This window comes from Apibacter sp. B3706, from assembly GCF_011082725.1.
Taxonomy (GTDB): domain Bacteria; phylum Bacteroidota; class Bacteroidia; order Flavobacteriales; family Weeksellaceae; genus Apibacter.
On record NZ_CP049715.1, the window covers coordinates 194,310 to 220,688 of the forward strand.

The 26,379-nt window shown below is 33.3% G+C and carries 20 protein-coding genes; 8 read left to right on the top strand and 12 right to left on the bottom strand.

Annotated elements, in window-relative coordinates:
• The first annotated feature begins 10 nt into the window (after window positions 1-10).
• The 7 genes from G8C41_RS00880 (at window position 11) to G8C41_RS00910 (ending at window position 8,080) form a co-directional block, all read left to right on the top strand.
• Window positions 11-1,276: a TolC family protein gene (locus G8C41_RS00880; RefSeq protein WP_166005828.1), complete on the top strand. Its 1,266-nt coding sequence runs from the start codon at window positions 11-13 to the stop codon at window positions 1,274-1,276.
• A gap of 4 nt (window positions 1,277-1,280) precedes the next feature.
• Complete coding sequence (locus G8C41_RS00885; protein WP_166005829.1) at window positions 1,281-2,177, top strand: HlyD family secretion protein; 897 nt, start codon at window positions 1,281-1,283, stop codon at window positions 2,175-2,177.
• A gap of 65 nt (window positions 2,178-2,242) precedes the next feature.
• Complete coding sequence (locus tag G8C41_RS00890) at window positions 2,243-3,154, top strand: ABC transporter ATP-binding protein (RefSeq protein WP_160557030.1); 912 nt, start codon at window positions 2,243-2,245, stop codon at window positions 3,152-3,154.
• Window positions 3,123-3,854, top strand: a complete 732-nt coding sequence (locus G8C41_RS00895) for an ABC transporter ATP-binding protein (RefSeq protein ID WP_166005830.1) — start codon at window positions 3,123-3,125, stop codon at window positions 3,852-3,854. The genes G8C41_RS00890 and G8C41_RS00895 overlap by 32 nt, the downstream gene beginning before the upstream one ends.
• A 36-nt stretch (window positions 3,855-3,890) precedes the next feature.
• The gene (locus tag G8C41_RS00900; RefSeq protein ID WP_166005831.1) at window positions 3,891-4,997 is read left to right on the top strand and encodes an ABC transporter permease; all 1,107 of its coding nucleotides are present in this window, start codon (window positions 3,891-3,893) and stop codon (window positions 4,995-4,997) included.
• On the top strand, window positions 4,994-6,094 hold the full coding sequence (locus G8C41_RS00905; RefSeq protein WP_166005832.1) for an ABC transporter permease: 1,101 nt from the start codon (window positions 4,994-4,996) through the stop codon (window positions 6,092-6,094). Before G8C41_RS00900 ends, G8C41_RS00905 begins: the two co-directional genes overlap by 4 nt.
• A 111-nt stretch (window positions 6,095-6,205) precedes the next feature.
• Entirely contained in the window at window positions 6,206-8,080 is a 1,875-nt protein-coding gene (locus G8C41_RS00910; RefSeq protein ID WP_166005833.1) for an acyl-CoA thioesterase, read from the top strand.
• Between the two features lie 340 nt (window positions 8,081-8,420).
• Here G8C41_RS00910 and G8C41_RS00915 read toward each other — a convergent pair whose 3' ends face one another.
• Window positions 8,421-9,689 (bottom strand): dicarboxylate/amino acid:cation symporter, encoded by a 1,269-nt coding sequence (locus G8C41_RS00915; protein WP_255466959.1) that lies wholly within the window; start codon window positions 9,687-9,689, stop codon window positions 8,421-8,423.
• Window positions 9,690-9,935: 246 nt separating this feature from the next.
• The gene (locus G8C41_RS00920; protein ID WP_105296649.1) at window positions 9,936-10,589 is read right to left on the bottom strand and encodes a DedA family protein; all 654 of its coding nucleotides are present in this window, start codon (window positions 10,587-10,589) and stop codon (window positions 9,936-9,938) included.
• Window positions 10,590-10,911: 322 nt separating this feature from the next.
• Here G8C41_RS00920 and G8C41_RS00925 point away from each other — a divergent pair, with 322 nt between their 5' ends.
• Window positions 10,912-11,328, top strand: coding sequence for an Hsp20/alpha crystallin family protein (locus G8C41_RS00925; RefSeq protein ID WP_160541821.1), 417 nt, complete (start codon window positions 10,912-10,914; stop codon window positions 11,326-11,328).
• A 131-nt stretch (window positions 11,329-11,459) separates the two neighbouring features.
• Here the strand turns inward: G8C41_RS00925 and G8C41_RS00930 are convergent, their stop codons facing one another.
• From G8C41_RS00930 to metH, 10 genes are all read right to left on the bottom strand, one after another.
• Window positions 11,460-12,458: a homocysteine S-methyltransferase family protein gene (locus G8C41_RS00930; RefSeq protein ID WP_166005835.1), complete on the bottom strand. Its 999-nt coding sequence runs from the start codon at window positions 12,456-12,458 to the stop codon at window positions 11,460-11,462.
• A 211-nt stretch (window positions 12,459-12,669) separates the two neighbouring features.
• Complete coding sequence (locus G8C41_RS00935; RefSeq protein WP_160564473.1) at window positions 12,670-13,185, bottom strand: YceI family protein; 516 nt, start codon at window positions 13,183-13,185, stop codon at window positions 12,670-12,672.
• Between the two features lie 330 nt (window positions 13,186-13,515).
• Window positions 13,516-14,601: a DNA-processing protein DprA gene (gene dprA, locus G8C41_RS00940; RefSeq protein WP_166005836.1), complete on the bottom strand. Its 1,086-nt coding sequence runs from the start codon at window positions 14,599-14,601 to the stop codon at window positions 13,516-13,518.
• A gap of 180 nt (window positions 14,602-14,781) precedes the next feature.
• On the bottom strand, window positions 14,782-15,762 hold the full coding sequence (dusB, locus tag G8C41_RS00945; protein ID WP_160541825.1) for a tRNA dihydrouridine synthase DusB: 981 nt from the start codon (window positions 15,760-15,762) through the stop codon (window positions 14,782-14,784).
• A 94-nt stretch (window positions 15,763-15,856) separates the two neighbouring features.
• The gene (locus G8C41_RS00950; RefSeq protein ID WP_166005837.1) at window positions 15,857-17,140 is read right to left on the bottom strand and encodes a TolC family protein; all 1,284 of its coding nucleotides are present in this window, start codon (window positions 17,138-17,140) and stop codon (window positions 15,857-15,859) included.
• A 12-nt stretch (window positions 17,141-17,152) separates the two neighbouring features.
• Window positions 17,153-20,245, bottom strand: coding sequence for an efflux RND transporter permease subunit (locus G8C41_RS00955; protein WP_166005838.1), 3,093 nt, complete (start codon window positions 20,243-20,245; stop codon window positions 17,153-17,155).
• Window positions 20,246-20,260: 15 nt separating this feature from the next.
• On the bottom strand, window positions 20,261-21,385 hold the full coding sequence (locus tag G8C41_RS00960) for an efflux RND transporter periplasmic adaptor subunit (RefSeq protein WP_166005839.1): 1,125 nt from the start codon (window positions 21,383-21,385) through the stop codon (window positions 20,261-20,263).
• 129 nt (window positions 21,386-21,514) lie between these two features.
• Window positions 21,515-22,873 (bottom strand): sensor histidine kinase, encoded by a 1,359-nt coding sequence (locus G8C41_RS00965; protein WP_166005840.1) that lies wholly within the window; start codon window positions 22,871-22,873, stop codon window positions 21,515-21,517.
• The gene (locus tag G8C41_RS00970) at window positions 22,870-23,547 is read right to left on the bottom strand and encodes a response regulator transcription factor (RefSeq protein ID WP_166005841.1); all 678 of its coding nucleotides are present in this window, start codon (window positions 23,545-23,547) and stop codon (window positions 22,870-22,872) included. Before G8C41_RS00970 ends, G8C41_RS00965 begins: the two co-directional genes overlap by 4 nt.
• A gap of 151 nt (window positions 23,548-23,698) precedes the next feature.
• Window positions 23,699-26,362, bottom strand: a complete 2,664-nt coding sequence (metH, locus tag G8C41_RS00975) for a methionine synthase (protein WP_166005842.1) — start codon at window positions 26,360-26,362, stop codon at window positions 23,699-23,701.
• Window positions 26,363-26,379 lie beyond the last annotated feature (17 nt).

Here is a 26,379-nt window from a genome sequence, read left to right on the forward strand (position 1 = left end):
TAATGAGATTATGAAAACTAAAACGTATATTTTTTTACAAGTATGTTTACTTCCTTGTCTATTGTTTTCACAGTTATCGGTAATAAATCTGGAAGAATGTCAGGAAAAAGCAAGAGAAAATTATCCGTTAATTAAACAATATGATTTAATTTCTCTAGCCGAAGACTATACTTTGGACAATTTGGCAAAAAATTACTTGCCGCAAATTTCTCTCGGTGGACAGGCTTCTTATCAAACTCAAGTAACTAAAATACCCATAAAGATTCCGGGTTACAATATTCCCGAAATGGACAAAGATCAATACAAAATAACTTTAGATGTTACACAATTGCTATGGGATGGAGGAGCAACGCGATCTCAAAAAAAAAATACCCAAGCGAATTCAGATTTTGAAAAGCAAAAGCTTGAAGTAAACTTATATACTGTAAGGGAAAAAATTAATCAATTGTATTTTGGAATTCTAACGATTGACAAGCAATTAAATCAATTGGATGTTTTAAACTCCGATTTACAAACCAATTATAACCTGGTTAGTGCCATGCTAAAAAATGGTGTTGCCATGGTATCTGATTTAGATTTGGTTAAAGTGGAATTATTAAATACCGATCAAAAAAGAATTGAGCTTACCACTTTACGAATGGCTTATATAAAAATGCTTTCTTTATTTATACATGAAGAAATAAGTCAAGGAGTTGAACTGAAACTTCCGGACAAAAGTATCAATTTTGATCAAGAGATTTCTCGTCCCGAATTAAGGATGTATGATAAGCAAAATTTAGTATATGAAGCTAAAGAAAGTACAATAAAAGCTAAAAATATGCCTAAATTTTCACTTTTTGCTCAAGGAGGATATGGAAAACCCGGTTTAAATATGTTGAACTCAGATTTTAAAACGTATGCTATTGGCGGGGTGCGTTTAAGTTGGAATTTTGGAAACTTATACACAAAGAAAAACGAATATCGATTGTTAAAAAATGACAGGAATTCACTTCAATCTCAAAGAGAAACCTTTTTATTTAACACCCATGTTCAGCTTACCCAAATTCAGAATGAAATAAATAAATATCAACAATTGATGGTAAAAGATGATGAAATTATTCGGTTGAGGAATAGTGTTAAAAAGGCCGGAGAAAGTAAGTATAAAAATGGAATTTACAATATGAATGATTTAATCGGAGATATTAATGCAGAAAATCAGGCACGAGTAACACAGTCTATACATGAAATGCAATATTTACAAAGTATCTATAATTATAAATATACACAAGGAAATTAGAACTATGAGACAGTTAATAATATTTACCCTGGGAACGTTTATGTTCCTGTTATCTTGTAATCGAAATAAGTTTGAGCATGATGCGTCGGGAACGTTTGAAGCAACTGAAGTAATTGTTTCATCGGAAGCTAACGGTAAATTGGAATCTTTTCAATTAACGGAAGGAGATCAATTGGCCAAAGGACAATACGTTGGATATGTTGACAGCATTCAGCTGTATTTAAAGAAAAGACAATTATTAGCCACCAATAAAGCCATACAGGTAAAAAGACCGGACATATCCGTCCAAGTTTCTTCCATAAAAGAACAAATTGCGAAAGCTGAATTTGAAAAAAGAAGAATTCAAAGATTATTGGCAGATAATGCAGCTACTCAAAAACAACTGGATGATGCAAATTCACAAATTGAAGTTCTTAAAAAATCTTTAAATGCGCAAGAAAATTCACTTTCAACATCGGTTAACAGTCTCAATGAGGAAAGTAACACCAATACAGTTCAAGTATCCCAAATAGAAGATCAATTAAAAAAATGTAAAATTATTAATCCAATTCAGGGTACTGTTTTAAACAAATTTGTAGAAGAAAAAGAAGTTGTTACCCAAGGTAAAGCACTCTATAAAATTGCAGATACCAAAAATTTATTTTTACGAGCATATATAGTTTCAGAACAATTAGAAAAAATTAAAATAGGACAGAAAGTAAAAGTATTTATAAATATTTCAGAAGATAAACAAAAATCCTATCAGGGCACTATTACATGGATATCCGATAAAGCCGAGTTCACTCCAAAAACTATTCAGACCCAAGATGAGCGTCAAAATTTAGTGTATGCGGTAAAAATCGCAGTAACAAATACTGACGGGCTTATTAAAATAGGTATGTATGGTGATGTAGATTTCTGATAAGTTCTATATTCATTTTCTATAAGGAAACAAGAATAAATTCTAGTGAAGATATAATAAAGATAATGAGTGTTATTTCCATACAAAATATTTCAAAAACCTATACGGGTAAAGTTCCGGTTGAAGCTTTACAAGATATATCTATTGAAATTAATAAAGGAGAATTATTTGGTTTAATAGGTCCCGATGGAGCAGGAAAGACCACTCTATTTAGAATATTAACCACTTTGTTGGTGGCTGATAAAGGAGAGGCATTTGTAGATGGGTTTGATGTAAAGAAAAACTTTTTACAAATACGGGAAAGAGTCGGGTATATGCCCGGTAAATTTTCGCTTTATCAAGATTTAAGTATTGAAGAGAATCTTAATTTTTTTGCTCGAGTATTCAATACAACGGTAGAAAAAAATTATGATTTAATTAAAGATATATATGTTCAAATCGAACCCTTCAAGAAGAGAAGAGCAGGTAAACTTTCGGGAGGAATGAAACAAAAACTAGCCCTATGTTGTGCCTTAATACATAAGCCTTCGGTTTTATTTTTAGATGAGCCGACCACAGGAGTAGATCCCGTATCCAGGAAAGAATTTTGGGATATGTTAACCCGACTTAAACAACAGGGAATTACTATTATGGTTTCTACACCTTATATGGATGAAGCAAGTTTATGTGATAAGATTGCGCTAATTCAAGAAGGAAAAATACTTTCTGTCAATACTCCTAAGCAGATTACGCAAGAATATCCGTATAAATTATATTCGGTGCGATCTGATAATAATTATAAACTTCTTCAGCAATTACGCAAACAAAAAGAAATAAACAGCTGTTATATATTCGGAGAATATTTGCACGTGACATTTAAAAATGAAAAGGTTACGATAGAGGGAGCTGAAGTAAAAGAAATTGAACCGGGAATCGAAGATTGTTTTATTTATTTAATGAATAAAAATGAAAACCATAGTAACGAAAGGGTTAACTAAAAAATTTGGCGATTTTATTGCAGTCAATCATATAAGCTTTGAAGTATCCAAAGGTGAAATTTTTGGTTTTTTGGGAGCAAATGGTGCAGGAAAAACAACAGCCATACGAATGCTTTGTGGATTGTTATCTCCCACCTCAGGGGAAGGAATTGTTGCAGGATACGATATTTACAAAGAGTCGAATAAGATTAAAAAAAATATCGGATATATGAGCCAAAAATTTTCGTTATATGAAGATTTAACCATTAAAGAAAATATGCGATTGTTTGGTGGTATTTATGGAATGAGCACTAAAGATATTAAAGTAAAAACAGAACAATGCTTAGAGGAACTTTCCTTAAAAACAGAAAGGGATGTTTTGGTTAAATCTTTACCCTTAGGAATTAAACAAAAAGTTTCTTTTGCAGTGTCGACCTTTCATTCTCCTGAAATTGTTTTTTTGGATGAACCCACCGGAGGAGTAGACCCCATAGCAAGACGTACTTTTTGGGAAATGATTTATAAGGCATCCAATAACGGGATAACCATTTTTGTTACGACTCACTATATGGATGAAGCAGAATATTGTAATCGGGTTTCAATTATGGTCGATGGTAAAATTGAAGCATTGGATACGCCTGCGGGACTTCGTCATAAATATCATGCGGAAACTATGGATGAAGTTTTTCAAATATTGGCAAGAGGAGCAAAAAGAGAATAGATTTTAACTAAATAAAGGAAAAAATAAGAATAGGGCATGAATCAATTTTTTAGTTTTATAAAGAAAGAAATCTTTCACATCACCCGTGATTTTAGAACTATGCTTATGCTTTTAATTATGCCTATAGCACTTCTTATGATATTTGGGTTTGCTATTACGACAGAAATTAAAAATACCTCTTTCATTGTATTAGATAATTCTAAAACCATCCAATCCATACAACTTATAGAACAAATAAATGCCAGTAAATATTTTGACCTTACAGGCTACCTGGACAAATTAGAACAGGTTGAACAACGTTTTCGCCTAGGAAAAGCTAAATTGGCGGTGGTTATTCCTCAAGGATTTGATAAAGACTTGTATCATCAAGGAACTAGTGATGTTCAACTTATTGTAGATGCATCAGATCCTAATGAAGCATCTACTATTGTTAGCTACTTGCAACAAATTATAGCGGAATATCAAAAACTACAAATGAATAAAGCGAGTTCAGGTTCTTATGTAATTAAAAGTCAGGTTAAAATGCTTTATAATCCACAATTAAAAAGTGCGTATAATTTTGTGCCGGGAATTATGGGATTGGTTCTTATGTTAATTTGTTCAATGATGACATCTATTTCTATTGTAAAAGAAAAAGAACAAGGAACTATGGAGATATTATTAGTTTCTCCTCTAAAACCCATAAGCATCGTATTAGCGAAAGTGGTTCCTTATTTCCTGATCTCCATTATTGACGTTTTTTCTATATTAATTATATCTGTTACCATCTTGGAAGTGCCAATTGAAGGAAATTTACTTTTACTTCTTTTTCTATGTACAATTTTCATTCTATCCACCTTATCGTTAGGGATTTTAATTTCATCCATAACGGAAACCCAACAGGCTGCCATGTTAATTTCGGGTATGGGATTATTGCTTCCCACATTATTGCTTTCTGGATTAATATTTCCCGTCGAAAATATGCCCTTACCGCTTAGAATAATATCAACCATTTTACCCGCTACCTGGTTTATTACTGCCGTTAAAGATGTAATGATTAAAGGGCTTGGTTTTTTTGCTATCTGGCAAGAGTGTCTGATACTTATTGGTATGACTCTTTTCTTATTAGTGGTAAGTATCAAAATGTTTAAAAACAGGTTATGAGAACATTAAAATTTTTATTAGAAAAAGAATTCCTTCAGATATTCAGGAATAAAACTATTTTGAGATTGGTATTTTTTATGCCTGTTTTTCAATTATTAGTATTGCCATGGGCAGCCACTTTTGAACAGAAAAATATCTTATTAAGCATAATAGATAACGATCACAGTTCTGCTTCCAGAGAATTGATACAAAAAGTAATTTCATCCGGATATTTTAAATTGGCCAATTATTCATCGTCTTATTCAGATGCATTGAAGATCGTTGAAAAAAATGAAGCAGACTTGATTTTAGAAATTCCCCATAATTTTGAAAATACCTTTATAAGAGAAAAATCAACCGATGTTATGCTATCGGTAAATGCCATAAACGGACAAAAAGCAGGATTGGGATCTTCGTATTTAGGACAAATCTTAGCAGCTTACAATCGGGAACTGGTTAGTCAGTCTCAAGGTTCGGGACAAATTATTGTTAAGCCTTATTATATGTATAATACAGAAATGAATTATCGTAATTTTATGGTACCCGGTATTTTGGTTATGCTACTCAGTATTATAGGCGGAGCGCTTTCTTCCTTGAATATTGTTAAAGAAAAAGAAGCAGGAACCATTGAGCAAATCAATGTTACACCTATTCCAAAATATATTTTTATTATAGGAAAATTGATTCCATTTTGGGTTATGGGAATGTTTATACTAACTGTTGGTATGCTAATAGCCTGGTTGGTATACGGGTTAGTTCCGGCCGGTCATGCTCTAATAATTTATATATTTTGTTTTTTCTACCTGATTGCATTTACCGGATTTGGGTTAATAATTTCAAATTTTTCATCTACACAACAACAGGCCATGTTTGTGTTGTTTTTTATTATAATTATATTTTTCTTATTGGGCGGACTTTATACTCCGATAAGCAGTATGCCCAGATGGGCGCAAATCGTTACCATGTTTAATCCGGTACGTTACTTTATTGAAGTGATGAGGCTGGTTTATATGAAAGGAAGTACCTTGGCTGATATCTCTCATCAATTATATATAATTATTATCTTTGCTGTAGTGTTAAATGTAGGTGCAATTGTAAGCTACAAAAAAACAAATTGAGAGTCTGAAAGAGTTATTTAAAGGCATAGAACATGTTCTTTATAAGTTTCTTAAGCATTATTTTTGACATTAATAAATTAATGAAACAACATATACTTTAAACTAAAAGTAATGAAATCTAAAATCATAAATTCTTTTTTTTGGGGAAATTCGGTTGCTCTATCCTGGTTGTGGGGATTAGGACTGTTTTTTTCCGTGCAAATAACTTATTTATTCGGTTTAACAGGTCTATTGGGTTTTGCTTTGTTAAACTCAATCGGATTATTTTTATTTGGTTATGGTACTCAAAAAATTGCCAATCGGGATAAAGGACAAGAATCATTAGAACGTTTTTATAAAAAATGGTATAAGCCGTTTCGCCTCAGTTTATATTTATATCAGTTATTGGCAATTACTTTAACCGTTTTTGCTACTGTAAAATATTTGTTTATTCCTTTGCTTACTTCTTATTGGCCGGGCTGGGATGATGGGGGAAGTATATTACAAATTTTTTCTTTATTACTTGTGGTTTCATTGGTTATTTCTGCTTCCTGTTTACTGGGTGAAGAATTTTCGATTAAATCTATTAAATACTGGCATCTATTAATTGGAGCAGTTTTATTAGTCATAATTGTTTCCTTATTATCTTATTTACAACCTAAAGAAATATACAATTATCAAGCATGGGTAAAAAGTGAAACTCAAAAACCTATTTTCATAGGCTATATGGTAGCCATTTTTGTTGGTTTTTTTGTAGGGCCTTGGCTGGATTTACAACAATGGCAGCGAGCTATACAAATGAGAAAAGAAGAAACCAATATATGTACCGGATATTTTTTCGGATCCGTTATATTTTTTTTCCTGCTTATTTTTCATGGATTAATGGCAAGTTTTGTTTTTAACAGTAATTGGTTTAATCCGAATATGGCATCGATTGGATTGGGAGGTATAAAATACGGTCATGAGCAAATTGTAAATTATATGATCCACTTTCGATCTACACTTCCCGAATGGGTTCCGCTTTCCTATTATTTATTTATAGTATTCGCAGTATTAACAACTTTAGATAGCGGATATGTTTCGACTCGGTGGTTTGTGAAAGAAGTTTCCAAATCCAGTAATAGTCCTGTTTTATCCATAATACCTAAAGGAATTGCAGATTCTCCCATCCCTACCTATATTTTGGCGGGTTTAATTACGATATTCTCTGTATTGGCAAATTTTGAATTGGAATATTTTATGGTATTTTATGCCACTTTTTTTGTGGCTTATGCCTCATTAGGTATAGCGCGTTGTTTTGTACCCAATTCACAGCATTCTTTACCTCAAGTGAAACTTTTTTCGATTGGAGCACTTTCATTAGTAATATTTGCCGGAGGTTATTTTATGCAAATGGCCGTATTGATGATAATAGGCTCAATACTTCCAATACTCTATGTGTTTTGGTTGGTTTTAAATACTGACTTACTACGAGTCGTGAAAGAGAAAGTTGAAGAAGTGATAGATGCTGCGTCCGAAATTCCTGTATTAAAAAATTTATCTAAAGCAACTCATACAGCTATTAACGGGAAAACCTTGGAAGTTAGCACGGGAAGTCATTTTGAAGGTAAATGGTTTGTGCATTCCTTTATGGCAACCTATGCAGATACCAACTCAGTTGGAAATGTTTATTTTGGAGTTTATGCTCTTTGGGTTGGAAAGACGCGCGAATTATTTTTTAATTACGTATTACCCGATTTTAATTTAAAAGATACAACCTATTTAATATTAACACGATCTTTTGAACATAAATACATTACTGAAACTCGAGAATTCGAACGGATAAGCGTAAAAATACGAGCTTCGGAATATAATCGAAAGATTGCCACTTTGGAACATCAAGTTTTCGATTCCGCCGGAAATTTATTGGGTAAAGGAAAACAACAATTAATATTTGTTTCTCCTAAAGATTACCGATTATTGGATATTCCTCCCGAAGTTATAAAAGCTTTTATGCCTTATATGTAATTTAATATTTCCAAGAATTTCTAAACTATTACAAGGTTGTGACTTATTTTAATTCGATCTTCAAAAGAATATAAATTAATTACTTAAAACAGTAGAACCTAAAAAAGCTGTAATAAAAAATAATAAGTTAATATTCAAAAAAATTTACTCATCCTTATGCCGAAAATGTCTTTTTCAGTATTTACAAAATTTATCCTACATTCATTGTAAATGGATAATAATATTTAATATATTACAAGTTAATGAGACATTAATCGGTTGATTGTCAAAAACTAAATTTATATATTTAACGTTTTTGATAAATTTAAATGAAAATAATAGGTTATAGCTTACTTATTACTTAGGCTTTCTGAACATTTTCTTCTTCCAACAGCTTTTTTTCTGCTCCTTCAGGATCAAACTCTCCTTCCCATCGGGCAATTACAGCAGTAGCTAAACAATTTCCAATTACATTTACCGTAGCACGAGCCATATCCATTAACGTATCAATTCCTAATATCATTAAAATGGGCCATTCTTGCAGATTAAAAGTACTTGCCGTACCCATTAAGATAACTAAAGAAGCACGAGGCACTCCGGCTACACCTTTGCTGGTTACGATTAAGGTAAGTATCATAATTAATTGGGTAGTAAAGGATACATGAACTCCCGTTGCTTGTGCTACAAATATAATAGCTAAAGATAAATATAAAGTAGTTCCATCTAAATTAAAGCTATACCCGGTCGGCATTACAAAAGCAATCACTTTTCGAGGAACGCCGAGTCTTTCCATCGCAATCATGGCTTTGGGTAGAGCAGCTTCTGAACTAGCCGTTGAAAAAGCTAAAAATGCCACATCTTTGATTTCTTTAATGAATCGTTTTATAGGCATTTTTATAAGTAAAGCTATCGGAAGGAATACGATGAGAACAAATACGATGAGAGCACCATATAGAGTTAATAACAACTTAATAAGTGGGATTAAGGCATCCAGTCCCATATGTGCAATAGTATAAGCCATAGCGCCCAAGACACCGAAAGGAGCAAAATACATGATGATATTAGTAAATTTAAACATCGTATCGGCAAGACTGTCTGTAAAATTTACTAAATACATTCGCTTTTCTTTGGTTACCATTATAAGGGCTACTCCAAATAAGATACTAAATATGACGATTTGTAATACTTGCCCTTCTGCGACAGACTTTGCTATATTTTCAGGGAAAATATGCAGTACAATATCCTCCCAAGATTGGGATGCTACTTGTGGTAATTGTTCATGGGCTATATTTATTTTTTTCGTTCCTACTCCTGCTTGAGTGAGGTTGATGGCTGCTAGTCCGATAAAAAGCGCAAAGGTAGTAACGATTTCAAAATAAACCAGAGATTTCCAACCCATTCTACCTACTTGTTTAATATCTGAATGACTGGCTATACCATGAACTAGGGTCGCAAAAATCAAAGGAGCAATAATCGTTTTTATCAGCTTAAGAAATACTTTACTTAATATATCGAATTTTCCGCTAACTCCCGGAAAATCATACCCTAAACAAGCACCAACTAGTAACGCTACAAAAATCCATATGGTTAAATTTTTCTTTTTAAATGCAAAGATGATTATTGAAATCATAAATAACCAACGACAAGCGAAAAAAAGATTTTCCGGAATAACTCCAAAAAAGTAGTTGATTAGGTACAGTGCGCCTGTAATAGTAATAAAAATAAAAGGGAGTATATTAAAAAAACGAGATATATTCATGTAAGTTTATGATTTTTTATAAAATTTTACGAAATTATTACCCATTTATAGATAATAATTTAACAAATATATTAAAATAAAATTTTTTATAAAAACTCTTACATGAATATTAGCATTTTATTTATCCTTTTTAACAATAAATTTATTACGTAAAATTTCTAAAATGGCAGGCAAAATAGATACTACAATAATTAAAATCATTAATAGAGGTAAATTATTTTTAACCCATCCAATGTTGCCTACAAAATATCCCAAGAATAAGAAAATAAACACCCATACAACGCCTCCTATAATATTATAGGAAATAAAGTATTTATAACTCATACGTCCCATTCCGGCAACAAAAGGAGCAAAGGTTCTAACAATAGGAACAAAACGGGCAAGTATAATGGTTTTGCCTCCGTGTTTTTCATAAAATTCATGAGTCTTTTGAAGATAGCTTTGCTTAAATATTTTAGAATTGGGATTACTGAATAGTTTATGTCCAAAATATTTTCCTATCTCAAAATTGACCGTATCACCAATAATAGCTCCAACCACAAATAATAGGGCTAATAAATAGATGCTAAATTCATCACTGGAAGCAGCAAGAGCTCCCGCGGAAAATAATAAAGAATCACCGGGTAAGAAAGGGGTAATTACTAATCCGGTTTCACAAAAAATGATTAAAAAAAGAATAGCATAAACCCAATTTCCGTAGTTGCGCATTAATTCATCTAAATGAACATTTATATGAAGAATAAAATCAACTAAATAGTGTAAAGTTTCCATGAATAATATTGATACTGGTTATTTTAATAAATAGTAATAAAAAATAGTAAAATTTTTAATTAAGATTGCAAATATAGTAAAAACGAACAGGGAAGTTAAATGAAATAAAAAATAAAACACTGTACTATAAATCTATTTACAAAATGACAAAATGGCGTAAAAAATAATATTTAAATCAAAAAATAAGACAAAATGACATTATTTTAAAATTTGCTTTTTATCTAAAAGGTTTTGTTTTAATAAATTACAATTCTTTTTAAGTATTTGGTCTGTAATTTGAAAATCATAAAACATAAAAATCTTAAAAAAATAAATAAAAGTTATGGCAGATTTAATTAAAAGCAACAACAAAAGTTTTGGAAATTTATTAGATGAATTTTTCTCAAATGCTCCTGCATGGAATAGAGCAGAAGTAAAATTTCCACCTGTAAATATTTCTGAAGATAAAGCCAATTTTGAAGTGGATTTATACGCTCCGGGATTGAAAAAAGAAGATTTTAAAGTTAATTTAGAAAAAGGATTACTAACGATTAGTTATGATAAAAAAGCTGAAACGCATAATAAAAAATCTCACAGAACTGAATATTACCAGTCTAGCTTTAAACGTAGTTTTACTTTAGATGACAGTAATATAGATGCAGCCAAAATACATGCTACCTATCATGATGGAGTTTTAAAATTAGTTTTACCTAAGAAAGAACAAACAGAAATTGCACCTAAACAAATTGAAGTAAAATAAAATTTTACTTATATATTTACCTATCAATATTTATAGTTAGTTAAAGGGGTTAAAGTTTTTATGCTTTAGCTCCTTTTTTATGGATTATAGCGCGGAAATAAATCTATATAAATAACACTCATAAAAACCCATTATTTGGTAAAAGATATTGTTCGAGGAGTATAGTTTGAAGCCAATTCACTAAAAAGCTTAATATGATCAGGAGTTGTTCCACAACATCCACCCAAAATATTCACCAGTTGATTTTCCAAATATAATTGAACTTTTTCAGCCATCATTTCCGGCGTTTCATCATATCCGCCTAAAGGATTGGGTAATCCGGCATTAGGATAGGCGCTAAGGTAAAAAGGTGCTTTATTAGCCAATATTTCCAAATATTGAAAAAGTTGTTCAGCACCCAAAGCACAGTTTAATCCAATGGACAATAAAGGTAAATGTGATAAAGAAACTAAAAAGGCTTCCGTCGTTTGTCCGGATAATGTCCTTCCCGCCGCATCAGTAATTGTGCCTGAAGCCATTAGGGGAAGTTTTTTGCCGGTTTTATCGAAAGCTTCCTCAATACCAAAAAAAGCAGCCTTAGCATTTAAAGTATCAAAGATAGTTTCCACTAAAAGAATATCGGCTCCGGCTTGAATAAGAGATACTGCTTGTTCTTTATAAATTTCCGCTAAATAATCAAAATCTACTTCACGGTAAGCAGGGTCATTAACATCAGGAGAAATAGAAGCGGTTTTTGAGGTCGGGCCCATGGAACCGGCAATAAAAAGAGGTTTTGTGCCATTTTTGTTCCAATATTCCTCTCGGGCCTGTTTAGCTACTTGAACAGAAGCAAAATTAAGCTCATGTACCCAATCCTGCATATCATAGTCAGTCATGGAAATTCGGTTCGAATTAAATGTATTCGTTTCGATAATATCAGCTCCTGCCTCAAAATATTCCAAATGAATATTTTTAATAATATCCGGTTGTGTAATGGACAACAAATCATTATTTCCCTTTAAATCTGTTTTCCAATCCCTAAATCTAGCGCCTCTATAATCTTCTTCATTTAATTTAAAACGTTGAATCATGGTTCCCATGGCTCCGTCCAAGATCAGAATCTTATGTTTAATGAGTTCTTCTATTTTCATGTTACAAGTTACCTTCATACAAAAGTACATAAAACATTATAAGTTTCTTAAAATTAAAATTCTTATAAACTATTTGTGTGTACACTTGCAATTAAAACAGATAAATACAATTGAATAAATAAAAAGGATCGAAATGAGAAAATCAAGAGTAGTTTATGAGCAAAAAAACAGACTGAATTTAAATTCAGTCTGTTTTTTACTATTATATTATTTATTGAGCGATAAACTCTAAATTTATTTGCAATTTAACTTCATTGCTCACTACCAAACCTCCAGCTTCAGTCATTTGACTCCAGTTTAAACCAAAATCTTTACGATTTAATTTTCCGGTAAATTCAAATCCGGCTCGTTGATTATTCCATGGATCTTTGATGATTCCTCCAAAATCTGCATCTAAGGTAATTTCTTTACTTACATCTCTGATAGTAAGGATGCCTGTGATTTTATTGTCTTTAATACCGGAATCGCTGGTAAAAGTCAGTTTAGGATAATGAGAAACGTCAAAGAAATCTTCTGATTTTAAATGTGTATCTCGATCAGCAATTTTTGTATTGATAGAATCAACATCGATGGAAAAATCAAATTTTGCATTTGAGAAATCATCACTTTCAGATTCTATGGAACCTTGAAATTTGGTAAATTCTCCGGTTACGGTTGATATTACCATGTGCTTTACTTTGAAAAAGATCTCGGAGTGAGCGGGATCAGTTAACCATTTTGTTTTCATGTTACATTTTTTATTAGTAATGAATAATCTTTTAACTATTGATACTTATAGATCAGATATTTTTAAAACATATACTGTACCATATATAAATAAATGATAAGGATAATGGTTATTATTTTTTAATCGATTTCTTGAAAAGAAATTAATAGAAATTTTTTATCATTTTTCCAAAGTAGTTGTTTAGGATGTAATAATTCAATAATTTAAGATTCCGAAAACATTTACAATGATAATAAGTGATTAGACCTTATTTTCTCTTTTGATTTTTTTTAAAATTTTTCGCGGATGGGCACTATTTATTACTGATATTTTTTAAAAATAAGTAGGAGATCAAAGTAAAGAAAAATATTTTCCGGGTAGGGTTTCAATGATGTTTTTAAGTTCTAATTGTAACAAAATCGGCATGAGTTGAAACGTAGGTAAATTTAATTCTAAAGATAAGGCATCAATTTGCAATTTCCCTTTACGTTTTAACAATTCAATAATTTTTAATTCTTGATCTGTGAGATCAATCCATAATTCTTGTTGTAAATTTTTTATAGGAGCTTCTCCAAATAAGGATACCACATCTTCAGGACGGGTGAGTATTTGAGCTTCCAAGTTTCTGATAAGCTGGTTGCATCCCTGACTGCAAGTATCCGTAACTTTTCCGGGCAAAGCAAATACCTCACGATGATACGAATTAGCAAATTTCACAGTGGAAATGGCACCGCCTCCGTATCCTGATTCTACAATGACCGTTACAGAAGACAACCCGGCAATGATACGATTACGCTGTATAAAATTAGCTCTTTCGGGTTTTGTATTAGATGCAAATTCGCTAAGGATACCTCCGTTTTGTATCATTCTTTCTGCTAATCCTTTGTGTTGTGGCGGGTAAAGAGTAGATAGGCCGTGAGCAAGTACTCCCAGAGTGGGAATGGCAAGTTCATTAGCTTTCTTATGAGCGCATCCATCCACTCCTAAAGCCAATCCGCTGACAATATTGATTTTTTTGTTTTGAAAGCATTCTACTAATTTTTTTGTAAAATTTTCGCCGTAAGAGGTCATTTTACGAGTCCCTACTATGCTTACTGCGGGTAGCTTCCAATTTATAGCACCTTTATAATAGAGTATTACAGGAGCATCCGAACATTCCTTTAATAAGTTAGGATAGGAATCATCCCATAGATGCACTATTTGAATATTATTAGAAATGCAATAACCAAACTCTTTATAAGCTTGATCTAAAAGCGATTGATTACCTAAATGTTGAATGGTTTTATGACCTATATGATACACAGAAAGCAATTCTTGAGAAGTTGCAGACCAAACATTTTGTGCGCTTCCGAAATGGCTTATTAATTTCTTAATCGTCATATCGCCGATATGAGGACACATTCGTAGGGCAATAAGATGTACAATTTCCTGATTCATTAGTAGATAGCTTTATCAATAGTCTGGATAAAGATAAAGAAAAAATATCGATGAAAAAGAATTTATGGAAAATGTGACGGCTATATTTTTATAAATCAGATTAAAAATTCAACCTTATCAACAGATTTTAGTAAAAATAAAAATTTACTCAATCAGGTAAACCATCAATTCAAATAGGAATTAAATTGCTTGATCAGCAAGGAGGTTGTCAAATATTTGGTTCAATTCTTCTAACGTTAGAGCTGAAAGCAATTGAGTTTTATAGATTTTAAAATTAGGAATTCCCCTAAAATAATTAGAATAATGTTGACGCATTTCTAAAAGGCCGGTGCGTTCGCCTTTCCATTCCACTGACCAATTAGCATGATTTTTAACAGCTTCAATACGTTGTTGCAAATCGGGCGGTGGAAGCTCTTCTCCGTTTTTCAGATAATGTTTAATTTGGCTGAATATCCAAGGATTTCCAATAGCAGCTCTTCCAATCATAATACCGTCAACTCCATAGGTGTCTTTATATTCTTTCGCTTTTTTAGCAGAGTTGATATCACCATTGCCAAAAATAGGAATTTTAATTCTTGGATTGTTTTTAACCCGCGCAATATGAGACCAATCAGAGTGACCTTTATACATTTGAGATCGTGTTCGTGCATGAATAGTCAGTGCTTGTATTCCTTCGTCTTGCAAACGTTCAGCAATTTCATCAATAGTAATGGAAGATTCATCCCATCCTAAACGGGTTTTGACGGTTACCGGAAGATGAGTACTTCGTACAACAGCTCGAGTTAAACGAACCATTAAATCAATGTCTTTCAGCACTCCCGCACCTGCTCCTTTGCAGGCAACTTTTTTAACCGGACACCCAAAATTAATGTCAACTAAATCAGGTTGTACGGTTTCAACTATTTTGGAAGATAGAGACATAGCCTCTTCATCTCCGCCAAATATTTGTATTCCTATAGGACGTTCGTAATCGAATATATCAAGCTTTTTCTTACTTTTTATGGCATCTCGTATCAGACCCTCCGAGGAAATAAATTCGGAATACATGAGATCTGCTCCATGCATTTTACACAAACGACGGAAGGGTGGGTCGCTAACATCTTCCATAGGTGCCAAAATAAAGGGAAAGTCGGGTAATTCTATGTTTCCTATTTTAACCAATTATTTAAAATTTTTGCAAAGATATAATCTGCCATTTAAAATACCTAAGGTCTGTAAAAAATACAAGGGTATGAAAAGATTATCGGGTTGAAAATTAAAAATTTATATCCCAAATACCTACAATTCTTTCCAATCTTACTAATGCAGAACAGAAATTATATAAGGTTTGATAATAATTTTCCTGTACATCATTATACGTTCTTTGTGCGTCTAAGACTTCAAGAAGAGACGTATTACCTCTTTTATAGGAGTAAATTTTACCTTCAAGAATGGCCTTGGACTCGGAAAGCAAACCATTGGAAAACTGCTGCATTTGTTTTTTGGTATTTACATAATTTTGATACGCCTGAGTAACTTCAGTTTGAATTTGAAGTTCCACTTGCTTATATTCTAAATCTGCTTGTTGAATGGTATAATGTGCTGTTTGCACTTCCCCTTTTCGATTGTTTAAAAAACGAAGAGGTATGGAAAGTCCGGCTGTTACCCCCGTATGATATGGTGAAGGCGCTTCTTCATTAGTAGCTTTTCCGTTAAATTGCATTCCGGCACTAATTCCTAAATCCATTATCCGATTAGCTTTCGCTAACTTCAGCATTTTTTGTGAAACTTCTTTATTTTGTAAAGCGGCTTGTAAATCGGCACGATTATTTTGTGCGGTTGTTATCAAATCAGCCAAATCAAAATCTCTGGTAAAGTCGGTAAAATTGCTGTTAGCTGTATATAAAGTATCTTTTTGAGATTTACCCATGACTAAATTTAAGGCAACTAAAGAGTTTTTCCATTCCGACTCGGCTTTAAAGACTTCATTGAGCATGAATTGAGCTTCCAACTTACTTTGTTTAGAATCTGTTAGAGTAATATCTCCTAATTTATATCGAATGCTGTCGGATGCAGCTAAATTGGATAACGTTTTATAAGAATTGAGTTGTACATCCAACAGGTTTTTATTTTGAATACATTCCAAAAACTGCAAAGAAGCATCCGCATATAAATTTCGTAAGTAATCTTGTAACAAATAGCGATTTAAATCAACTTGACTTTTAGCTAAGTCGATACGGGCTTTTCGTTTTCCTCCCAGCTCGATAGTCCATCCTAAGCCGGTTTCCAAATTGTTACCCATATGTTTTTGGTTGCTGTTTCCTTCTATATTCCATTCAATATCAGGAATAATTTTCGCATTTTCAACCTCTGCTTCAGCGAGATTTACCGTATATTTTTGTGCTGCGTATTCCAAATTGTTATTCTTAACCTGCTGAATAAAATCAATATAGTTCAGTTGTTTTTTAGCAAAGGTGGTATCAACAACTTGAGCCGGTACTATTATCGGTATAAACAGGAGGCATATGAATATCGATAGAATCGTATACTTTAATTTCATAAATTTCAGATTTTAAATTTCTTCCGTTTGTTCATCTTTTCCCCATTTGTTTTCTATAATATAATATAGAGCCGGTAAGGCAAACAAGGTAATAACAGTTGAAAATAATAGTCCATATACAATTACGGTAGCCAAAGGACGTTGTACATCCGAACCAATACCCGTAGCTAAAGAAGCAGGGAGCAAACCTAAAATAGCCACTGTTGCAGTCATTAGTACCGGTCTGAATCGGTCTTTTGCACCCAATAGTACCGCCCGGAGAAGTGTTTGTCCTTGTTTTCGTAAAAAGTTAATATGCGAAATCATAATTACGCCATTTTGTATAGCTACTCCCGATAAAGCAATAAATCCAACTGCTGAAGAAACATTTAAAGTCATGCCCCTTACATTTAATGCTAACATTCCGCCAAATAAAGCCAAAGGAACAATGCTCATTAGCAAACCGGCTTGCCTGAAATTTCCGAAGGCACTGTATAATAAGATAAACATAATTCCCAAAGACAAAGGAATGATAAAGGCCAAACGAGCATAAGCCCTGTTTTGGTTTTCAAATTGTCCTCCCCATTTGATATGGTATTTTTCGTGATTATATTTTACTTCTTTTTCTATTTTATGTTGTGCTTCTACTAAGAATTTACCTAAGTCTCGATCTCGCAAATTAAGTTTTACCGTTAAATGCCTTTTATTCATTTCTCTCGTAATGGTACTTTCTCCGGTACTTAACTTGATATCGCAAACTTGTGATAGTGGTATTTTGGCTCCTGTTTCAGAGGTAAGCATCAAATTTGAAATTTTATCAGGCGTATTTCTGCTGTTTTCATCGTAACGACAGATGATATCGTATACTTTATTTCCTATAAAAATTTGAGAAATGGCTTTCCCGCCAATGGCTACTTCAATAAGTTCTGCAACATCCGCTACATTTAAACCGTATTGGGCAATTTTGTCCCTGTTTGCAATTATTTGAAGTTGAGGTAAGGGCGGTTCTTGATCGATAGCTAAATCTACTGCTCCTTTAACAGTTTTTAAAGTTTTCATAACATCCTCGGCAATTCTTCGAGTTTCCCCGAAATCATCTCCGTAAATTTTTACTACCAGCTCACTATGAGCTCCGGATATTTTATCCATTACCCCATCTATCATAGGTTGAGAAAACCCGACGGTAAAACCGGGAAGTTTTGAATATTCTTTTTCCAGTTCAGCAATAAGGTCGTATTTGGTTTTTCCTTTTTTCCATTCCTTGTAAGGCTTTAATCCAATAGAAACCTCAAAATGAGATGCCGTCCATGGGTCGGTACCGTCGTCATTTCTACCGGCTTGTACCGTGATATAAGTTACTTCATCATATTTCATGGTACGTGCGCGTAGCGTGTCGCTTAATTCTTTAGACTTTTCAACAGAAATACCCGGAGGAAGCTGAACTTGAAGCCATATAGATCCCTCATCCAAAGGAGGCAGAAAATCTTTTCCAACATAAAAAGCCAGTAGAAAAGTAACTCCCAGTAAAATACCTAAAGGAAGAAATATTTTTTTCGGAGCTTTCATAATCCTTTGTATGTTTATAAAATAGCGATCGGTCAGCTTTTCCAGCCATTTATTATGATAGAGTTTTTGGGGTTTTTTGTATATAAAATAGGCCAATCCGGGAATCAATAATAAGGCAACGAGCAGGGCACCAAATAAAGCATAGCTGACTGTAAATGCCATCGGAGTAAATAATTTTTTTTCAACTCTTTCGAAGGCAAAAAGAGGCAGATAAGCAGTAATAATGATGATGGTGGAAAATAAAATAGGTTTTGCAACCTCGGCAGCCCTTTGTGCAATGGTTTTTTCTTGCAATTCTTCATTAGGTTCTTCTTCTCGTTTCCGCAATATGGTTTCCATCATAACGATGGCACCGTCTACAATGATTCCAAAATCTATAGCACCCAAAGAAAGCAAATTTGCGGGAATATGTGTGAAGTACATCAAGATGAATGCAATGAGAAGGGAAAGTGGAATGGTTACGGCAACCAACAAAGCACCTCTCCAACTTCCTAAAAAAACTATTAGTACAACAATAACCAGTGACATCCCTTCAAACAGGGTGTGCGAAACAGTATTCAAGGTGGTGTTCACCAATTCGGTTCTGTCTAAAAACGGATGTATTTTTACGCCTTCCGGTAAGATTTGAGTATTCAAATCGTTTACCGCTTCATGAACTCCTTCTAAAACCTTAGAAGGATTTTGTCCTTTTAATAAAAGTACGATTCCTTCAATACTCTCAGAATAATTTCTTTTTTTATCTGTATAACCTAAAATCCCTTTTCGTTCAATGTTTCCGTATTTAAGCTTTCCTATGTCATTTAATAAAATAGGAACTCCATTTTCCGATTTGACTACTATTTTACCGATATCTTCCAGGTTTTTAACTAATCCGATTCCACGAATAACATATCCTAAATCTCCATGAGGTAAAATACTTCCACCTGCATTAACATTGTTATTTTCAATGGTTTTAATGACTTCTCCTAACGATAATTGATACTGATCGAGTTTTTTGGGATCCAGCTCAATTTGAAACTGGGTAGTAATTCCTCCGAAATTTGTTACATCGGCAACTCCTGCTACTTGCTTAATTCGTGGAATAATTACGAAATTTTGCAGATCGGTCAATTCGCGTAAATCGTGCGTTTTACTTTCTATTATATATCGATAAATTTCTCCTATAGGAGAAGTTAAAGGGTCTAATTCGGGAGTTGCTTCATAAGGTAATTCTACATCATTTAATCGTTCTTGTATTCTCATCCTTGCCCAATAATCATCTACACCGTCTTCAAAAACGATGGTAATAATGGAAAGTCCGAAGGTGCTTTTACTGCGCATTACATGCATTCCCGGAAGACCGTTTAGGGCCCGTTCCACCGGAATGGTTATTTGTTGTTCTATTTCTTCCGCCGCTAATCCGGGAACTTGGGTGACCACTTGAGATGTTACATCCGCGATATCCGGATAGGCTTCAATGGAAAGGTGTTTCCAGGAATAATACCCGAATAGAGCAAGCATAACAAAAAGGGCAACCAGTACCCAACGTTTGTGTATAGTTGTTTGAATAAGTTTATTCATGTTTTTCTTTTTGTTTTATTGGGCTTCCAGTAAATATATTCCTCCTTCGGTCACTATATTTTCTCCTGCTTTAATTCCCTTTTTTATTTCGGTTTTGTCTTTTGAAATATCTTTGGTTTCAACCTTTTTCTTGATGAATTTATTTTTATCTACTTGTACAAATACAAATTGATCATCGTTTACTTGATAGATTGCCCGGGTAGGAACTGTTAAAGTTTCTTCCGGTTCATTTTTAAAATGAACGTTTACATACATTCCCGGTTTCAGGGCTCTGTCCGAATTGTCGCATTCAACCAATACTTCAACACTTCGGGTGTCTTCATCCACCATTTCATTGACGTGGAATATTTTGCCGGTTATATTTTTATCGGGAAAAGCGTCTGCCTGTATGGTAACTTCTTTTAGTTTATTAATGAATCCTAAGTCTTTTTCTTTTATTTGTCCGGCAATCCATACTTTATTTAATTCTGCTATGGTGGCTATTGGTTCAGCTTCTTCTTTGATATATTGACCGATAACTATTTTGCTGGTAATAATTTCCCCTTTGATTGGAGAGGTAACAACTAAGGGTTGCCCTAGTTTTAAACTGCCGGGATTTATATTAAAAACTTTTAACGCAGCTTTTGCATTTTCAAGTGCGGATCTTTTGGTTTCGTAATCGGTTTTAGCTTCTTCTACCACTCGTTGTATTCCTACTCCGTGCTCTAATAGGTCTTTTTGTCTTTTAAGATTTAAATTTGATAAGGAATATTCTTGTTGTGCTTCAAAATAATCTTTTTGTGCATTGAAATATTCGGGAGAGCTGATGGCGAAAAGAGGTGAACCCACGTCTACCTTTTGTCCGAGCTTTACAAAGGATTGGGTAATTCTGCCTGCAAACGGAGGTACTATTTCCGCATAACCGGTTGGTATGGCCCTGACGACTCCTACGGTCGTTAAGTCGGGACTTAACCATTCACTTTTTACGGGTTCTATTTTTAAGTGATTTTTTATGTTAGAATTATCCGGTAAAATAATTGTGTTTCCACTAACAGTAAATTCCGGTCTTTCTTCTTCTGTATTTTGTTTATGGCATGAAAAAGTTATAAAGCATAATCCTAAAATTAGTAAGTTGATGTTTCGGATTTTTATAGTTTTCATATTTTCCGCCTTTTTTAAAAATTCTTAATTTTTTTTGTATACAAAAATAAGGTAACTAATTGTTAATGAATATTAAAAAAGATTTAAAAAAAAATTAGAATTTTATTAGAAAAGAATGCAATACAAAGGTTATAATAGAATGATAAGGGTAGTACCTTGATGCAATTGACTGGTTACGTTGATAGTTCCGGAATGCAGTTCAATAATTTTTTTAGTAAGAGAAAGGCCGATTCCGTTTCCGTAGGTAAAGCTTTTATTTTTTCCTCTGTAAAAAGGAGTGAAAATTTTGGTGATATCTTCCGTTGGAATTCCAATTCCACGGTCTGAAAATTTCAGTTGAAGTTTTGAATTACTAGTTGAAATGGATATATGGCACAGGTGATCTTCGGAAAACTTACATCCGTTTTCAATAAGATTAATAAAGGCTACTTTTAACAAATATTCGTTGCCCATTAGTACTGTTTCACTATCGAGAATGAAATCATCTTCAAAAGATAATTTTGTTTGATAGGCAGCATTTGCTTGTTGTATTTGACTGCAGGCATCTATAAGGATTTCATCGATCCTTGTTGGCTTAAATGTTATTTTAGAGGGATCATAACTGGCTTTTGCCAGATCAAGCAAATTATTAGATAATTTGGTGATTTTTTTAGCATCTGATAAGGAGTTTTTCAAAATCCTTTGATATTCTTCCGTTGTTTTTTGATGATGTAAAGAAAGTTCCAGTTCAGCAATAATGGCTGCTAACGGGGTTCGTAATTCATGGGAAATATTGGAAACAAAATGTTTTTGCGTTTCAAAAGAATTTTCCAACCGATTCAGCATTTGATTAAATGTAATTGCCAATTCGGAAAGCTCATCCTTTTCAGGTTTGGTTTTTAATCTAACCGTTAAATGATTGGCTGATATTTTTTTCATTTCCGTGGTTAGATTTTTAATTGGTTGGAATACTTTTTTAGAAAAATAAAATCCGACAAGGATGATAAAAAGTATGGAAAATATAAAGATAATACATGAATTTCTTAATAAGGACTTGAGTTCATTGTATCCGTATTGGTCATAGGCAGCCGCAGTAATTATGTATTTGTTGTTATTATAGGAATAGATAAGCCCTATTACTTGCCAGTCGCCCTGATGAAATTTGATCTCTCCTTTGGTATAAATTTCATGAATCATGTCAGGAGTTTCTTTCACAAAATCAATATCTACCGCATCATGATAGAGAAGATGAAATTCTTTATCGTATACAGCTACTTCAACCTCTTGAATTGTTTGATAATTGTTATGATAAATTTGTTGAAGAGTTTGTGGGGGTACTTTCGCTTTAAAATAAAGATTTGCTTTGGTTATGGCTTCTTTTTTTAATAAAGAATAAAATTCATTGTCTCTGTTTTGTTTGGCTGAAATATAAATGATACTGGCAAATATCAGCAATATGGATGCTGTAATCAAAGAAAACAATAGGGTGATCTGAGTACGAATTTTCATGTATCGGATTTTAATATAAATCCCATACCGGAGCGAGTATGAATAAGTTTTTTTTCAAAATCTTTATCTACTTTTTTTCGTAAGTAGTTAATATACACATCTATAAAATTAGTTCCCGTATCAAAATGAGTATTCCATACTTTTTCGGCAATTTCCGTTCTGGAAATAATTCTGCCTTGATTTTGTAATAAAAATTCCAGGAGTTTAAATTCTTTTAGGGTAAGATTTAATTCTTTATTGCTTCTTGTCACAATTTTCGTCTGCAAATTCATTTCCAGATCACAAAATTTTAAGATAAATCCTAATTTATTTTTGGATGATCTTTTTAACAGAGCTTTTATTCTTGCAGTCAACTCTCTCATTTCAAAAGGCTTGACTAGATAATCGTCTGCTCCGGCATCAAAACCGTCAATTATATCGTCGGTAGTTCCCAATGCGGTTAACATGATAATGGGAAGTTCCGGTTTTAACATTCTTATTTCTTTACAAAGAGCTATTCCATTAATTTCAGGCAATATAATATCCGTAATTATCAGGTCAAAATCATGGCAGAGAAACAAATTTTTTGCCGATAAACCGTCATAAGCTAAGGTTACAGTAAATCCTTGTTCCTTAAGACCCTTTTTTATCAGTTCCGAAACTCTTAAATCGTCTTCAACTAATAGAATATTCATAATTGCAAATGTACCTTTTCTTTTTATATTAGATAAGGAATTATTGGCTTAGTAATGTTCTCTATAAAGAAAAGTAGTCTCTTGTTTAGCTTTTATAAATATTTAATTCATTCCTTTTAAAAACAAGAATAAAAGTGAGATAGTAAGATTCTTAGGCTAAATTAGGTTTAAGCCAATATTGTGCATCTTCAAGTTTTATTTCTTTACGTTTAGCATAATCTTTAACTTGTTCTTGCGTAATTTTACCTAATCCGAAATAGTTAGATTGTGGATTGGCAAAATAATATCCCGAAATTGAAGAAGCCGGATACATTGCAAGACTCTCAGTCAATTGTACTCCAATACGATCCGTAACATCCAACAATTCCCAAATAGTGAGCTTTTCTAAATGATCCGGACAAGCAGGATAACCGGGAGCGGGACGTATGCCTTGATATTTTTCTTTAAATAGTGATTGATTGTCCAAGATTTCATCGGGAGCATATCCCCAAATTTCTTTTCTTACCTTATGATGCATGTATTCAGCCAAGGCTTCCACAAATCTATCCGAAACAGCTTTTATCATAATAGCCGAATAATCGTCATGGTTTGTTTCGTAATGTTTGGCCAAGGCTTCTGCTCCAAAAATAGAAACAGCGAAACATCCTATATAGTCGTGTAAATTTTCTTTGTTTTTAGGTAAAATAAAGTCGGATAGGGCTAAATTCGGTTTGCCTTCGGACTTTACAGATTGCTGCCGTAAGGTTCGAAATGTATGAACTAGTTTATTGTCATTCGAGTAAATTTCAATATCGTCTTGTTCATTGGAATTGGCTTTAAATAATCCAATTACGGCTTTGGGTTGCAATAGTTTTTCAGCAATTACTTTTTCAATCATTTGTAACGCATCATGATATAATTTTGTGGCTTCTTCACCGGTTACTTCATCTGAAAGCAAATCGGGATATTTTCCTGTCAGTTGCCAAGTTCTAAAAAAGGGTTGCCAATCGATATATTCCGTCAGATCTTCCAGGTGTATGGAGGAAAAAACTTGCACACCTAGCTGTTTGGGTTTACAGGGAATGTATTGATTCCAATCAATAGTTAGTTTATTTTTACGAGCTTGTTCTAGCGTAAGATATTCTTTTTCAGTACTTCTATTTAAATAGCCTTCTCTTAAATGGGCATATTCTTCTGATATTTTTTTCTTAAAATCCTCGCTTTGTGAAGAGAGTAAAGAAGATGCAACGGTAACAGACTTAGAGGCATCTAAGACATGAACAACTGTATGACTATATTTAGGGGCAATTTTTAAGGCGGTATGGATTTTTGAAGTAGTAGCTCCTCCAATCATGACCGGAAATGAAAGATTTCTTCTTTCGAGTTCTTCAACCACGTGGATCATTTCATCTAAAGAAGGAGTAATTAAACCGCTAAGTCCAATCAAATCCACCTTCTCACGGATGGCGGTTTCGATAATTGTTTCCTTAGGAACCATAACTCCTAAATCTATAATTTCATAGTTATTACAAGCCAATACGACTCCGACTATATTTTTACCGATATCATGAACATCACCTTTAACGGTAGCCATAAGTATTTTACCGTTAGATTGAGATTCTCCGTTTTTTTCTGCTTCAATGAAAGGTTGTAAGTATGCAACGGCCTTTTTCATTACTCGAGCAGTTTTAACCACTTGAGGAAGAAACATTTTACCCGCTCCAAATAACTCGCCAACCGTATTCATTCCATCCATTAAAGGGCCTTCAATTACATCCAAAGGTTTATTGGCTTGTAAACGGGCTTCTTCAACATCTTGTTCAATGTAGTCCGCATTGCCCTTTATCAAAGCAAATTCCAATCTTTTTTCAATCGGCCACGACCTCCATTCTTCTATTTTTTGCTCTTTTGTATCCTTATTTTCAACAATAGTTTCTGCATATTCTATAAGCCTTTCGGTAGCTTCTTCATCTCTATCAAATAAGACGTCTTCAATCTTTTTTAGTAATTGCGGTTCAATCTCTTGATAAATGGCCAGTTGGGTGGGATTGACAATTCCCATATCCAATCCGTATTGGATGGCATGATATAGAAATGCTGCATTAATCGATTCCCGAACTTTATTATTCCCTCTAAACGAAAAGGATACATTACTTACTCCTCCCGAAACGAAACACCCCGGAAGATTTTCTTTCACCCATTGAGTTCCTTCAAAAAAATCAAGCGCATTTCTTCGGTGTTCTTTCATTCCGGTACCTACCGGGAAAATATTTAGGTCGAAGATGATATCATAAGGGTTAATGTTTAATTGATGAACCAAAATATTATAGGAGCGTTGGGATATAATTTTTCGTTTTTCCAAATTATTGGCTTGTCCTTCTTCATCAAATGCCATAACAATCATAGCCGCGCCGTATCGTTTGATTATTTTGGCTTTTTTTATAAATTCTTCTTCTCCTTCTTTTAGGCTGATGGAATTAACTATTCCTTTTCCTTGAATGTTTTTTAATCCGGCTTCAATGACTTCCCAATTTGATGAATCGATAACGATAGGAACTCGTGCTATATCGGGTTCAGAAGCAATCAAACGTAAAAAGGTAGTCATAGCTTTCACGCCGTCAATTAAGCCTTCATCCATGCAAATATCAATGATCTGAGCTCCTCCTTCCACTTGATCTCGGGCAATTGAAAGAGCTTCATCGAATTTTTCATTTTTTATCAGATTTAAAAATTTACGCGATCCGGTAACATTGGTCCTTTCACCGATGTTTATAAAATTGCTTCCAGGATAAACAGTAAAAACTTCTAATCCTGATAATTTTAATGTATTCTGCATGGGGTAATTCAAAGAAT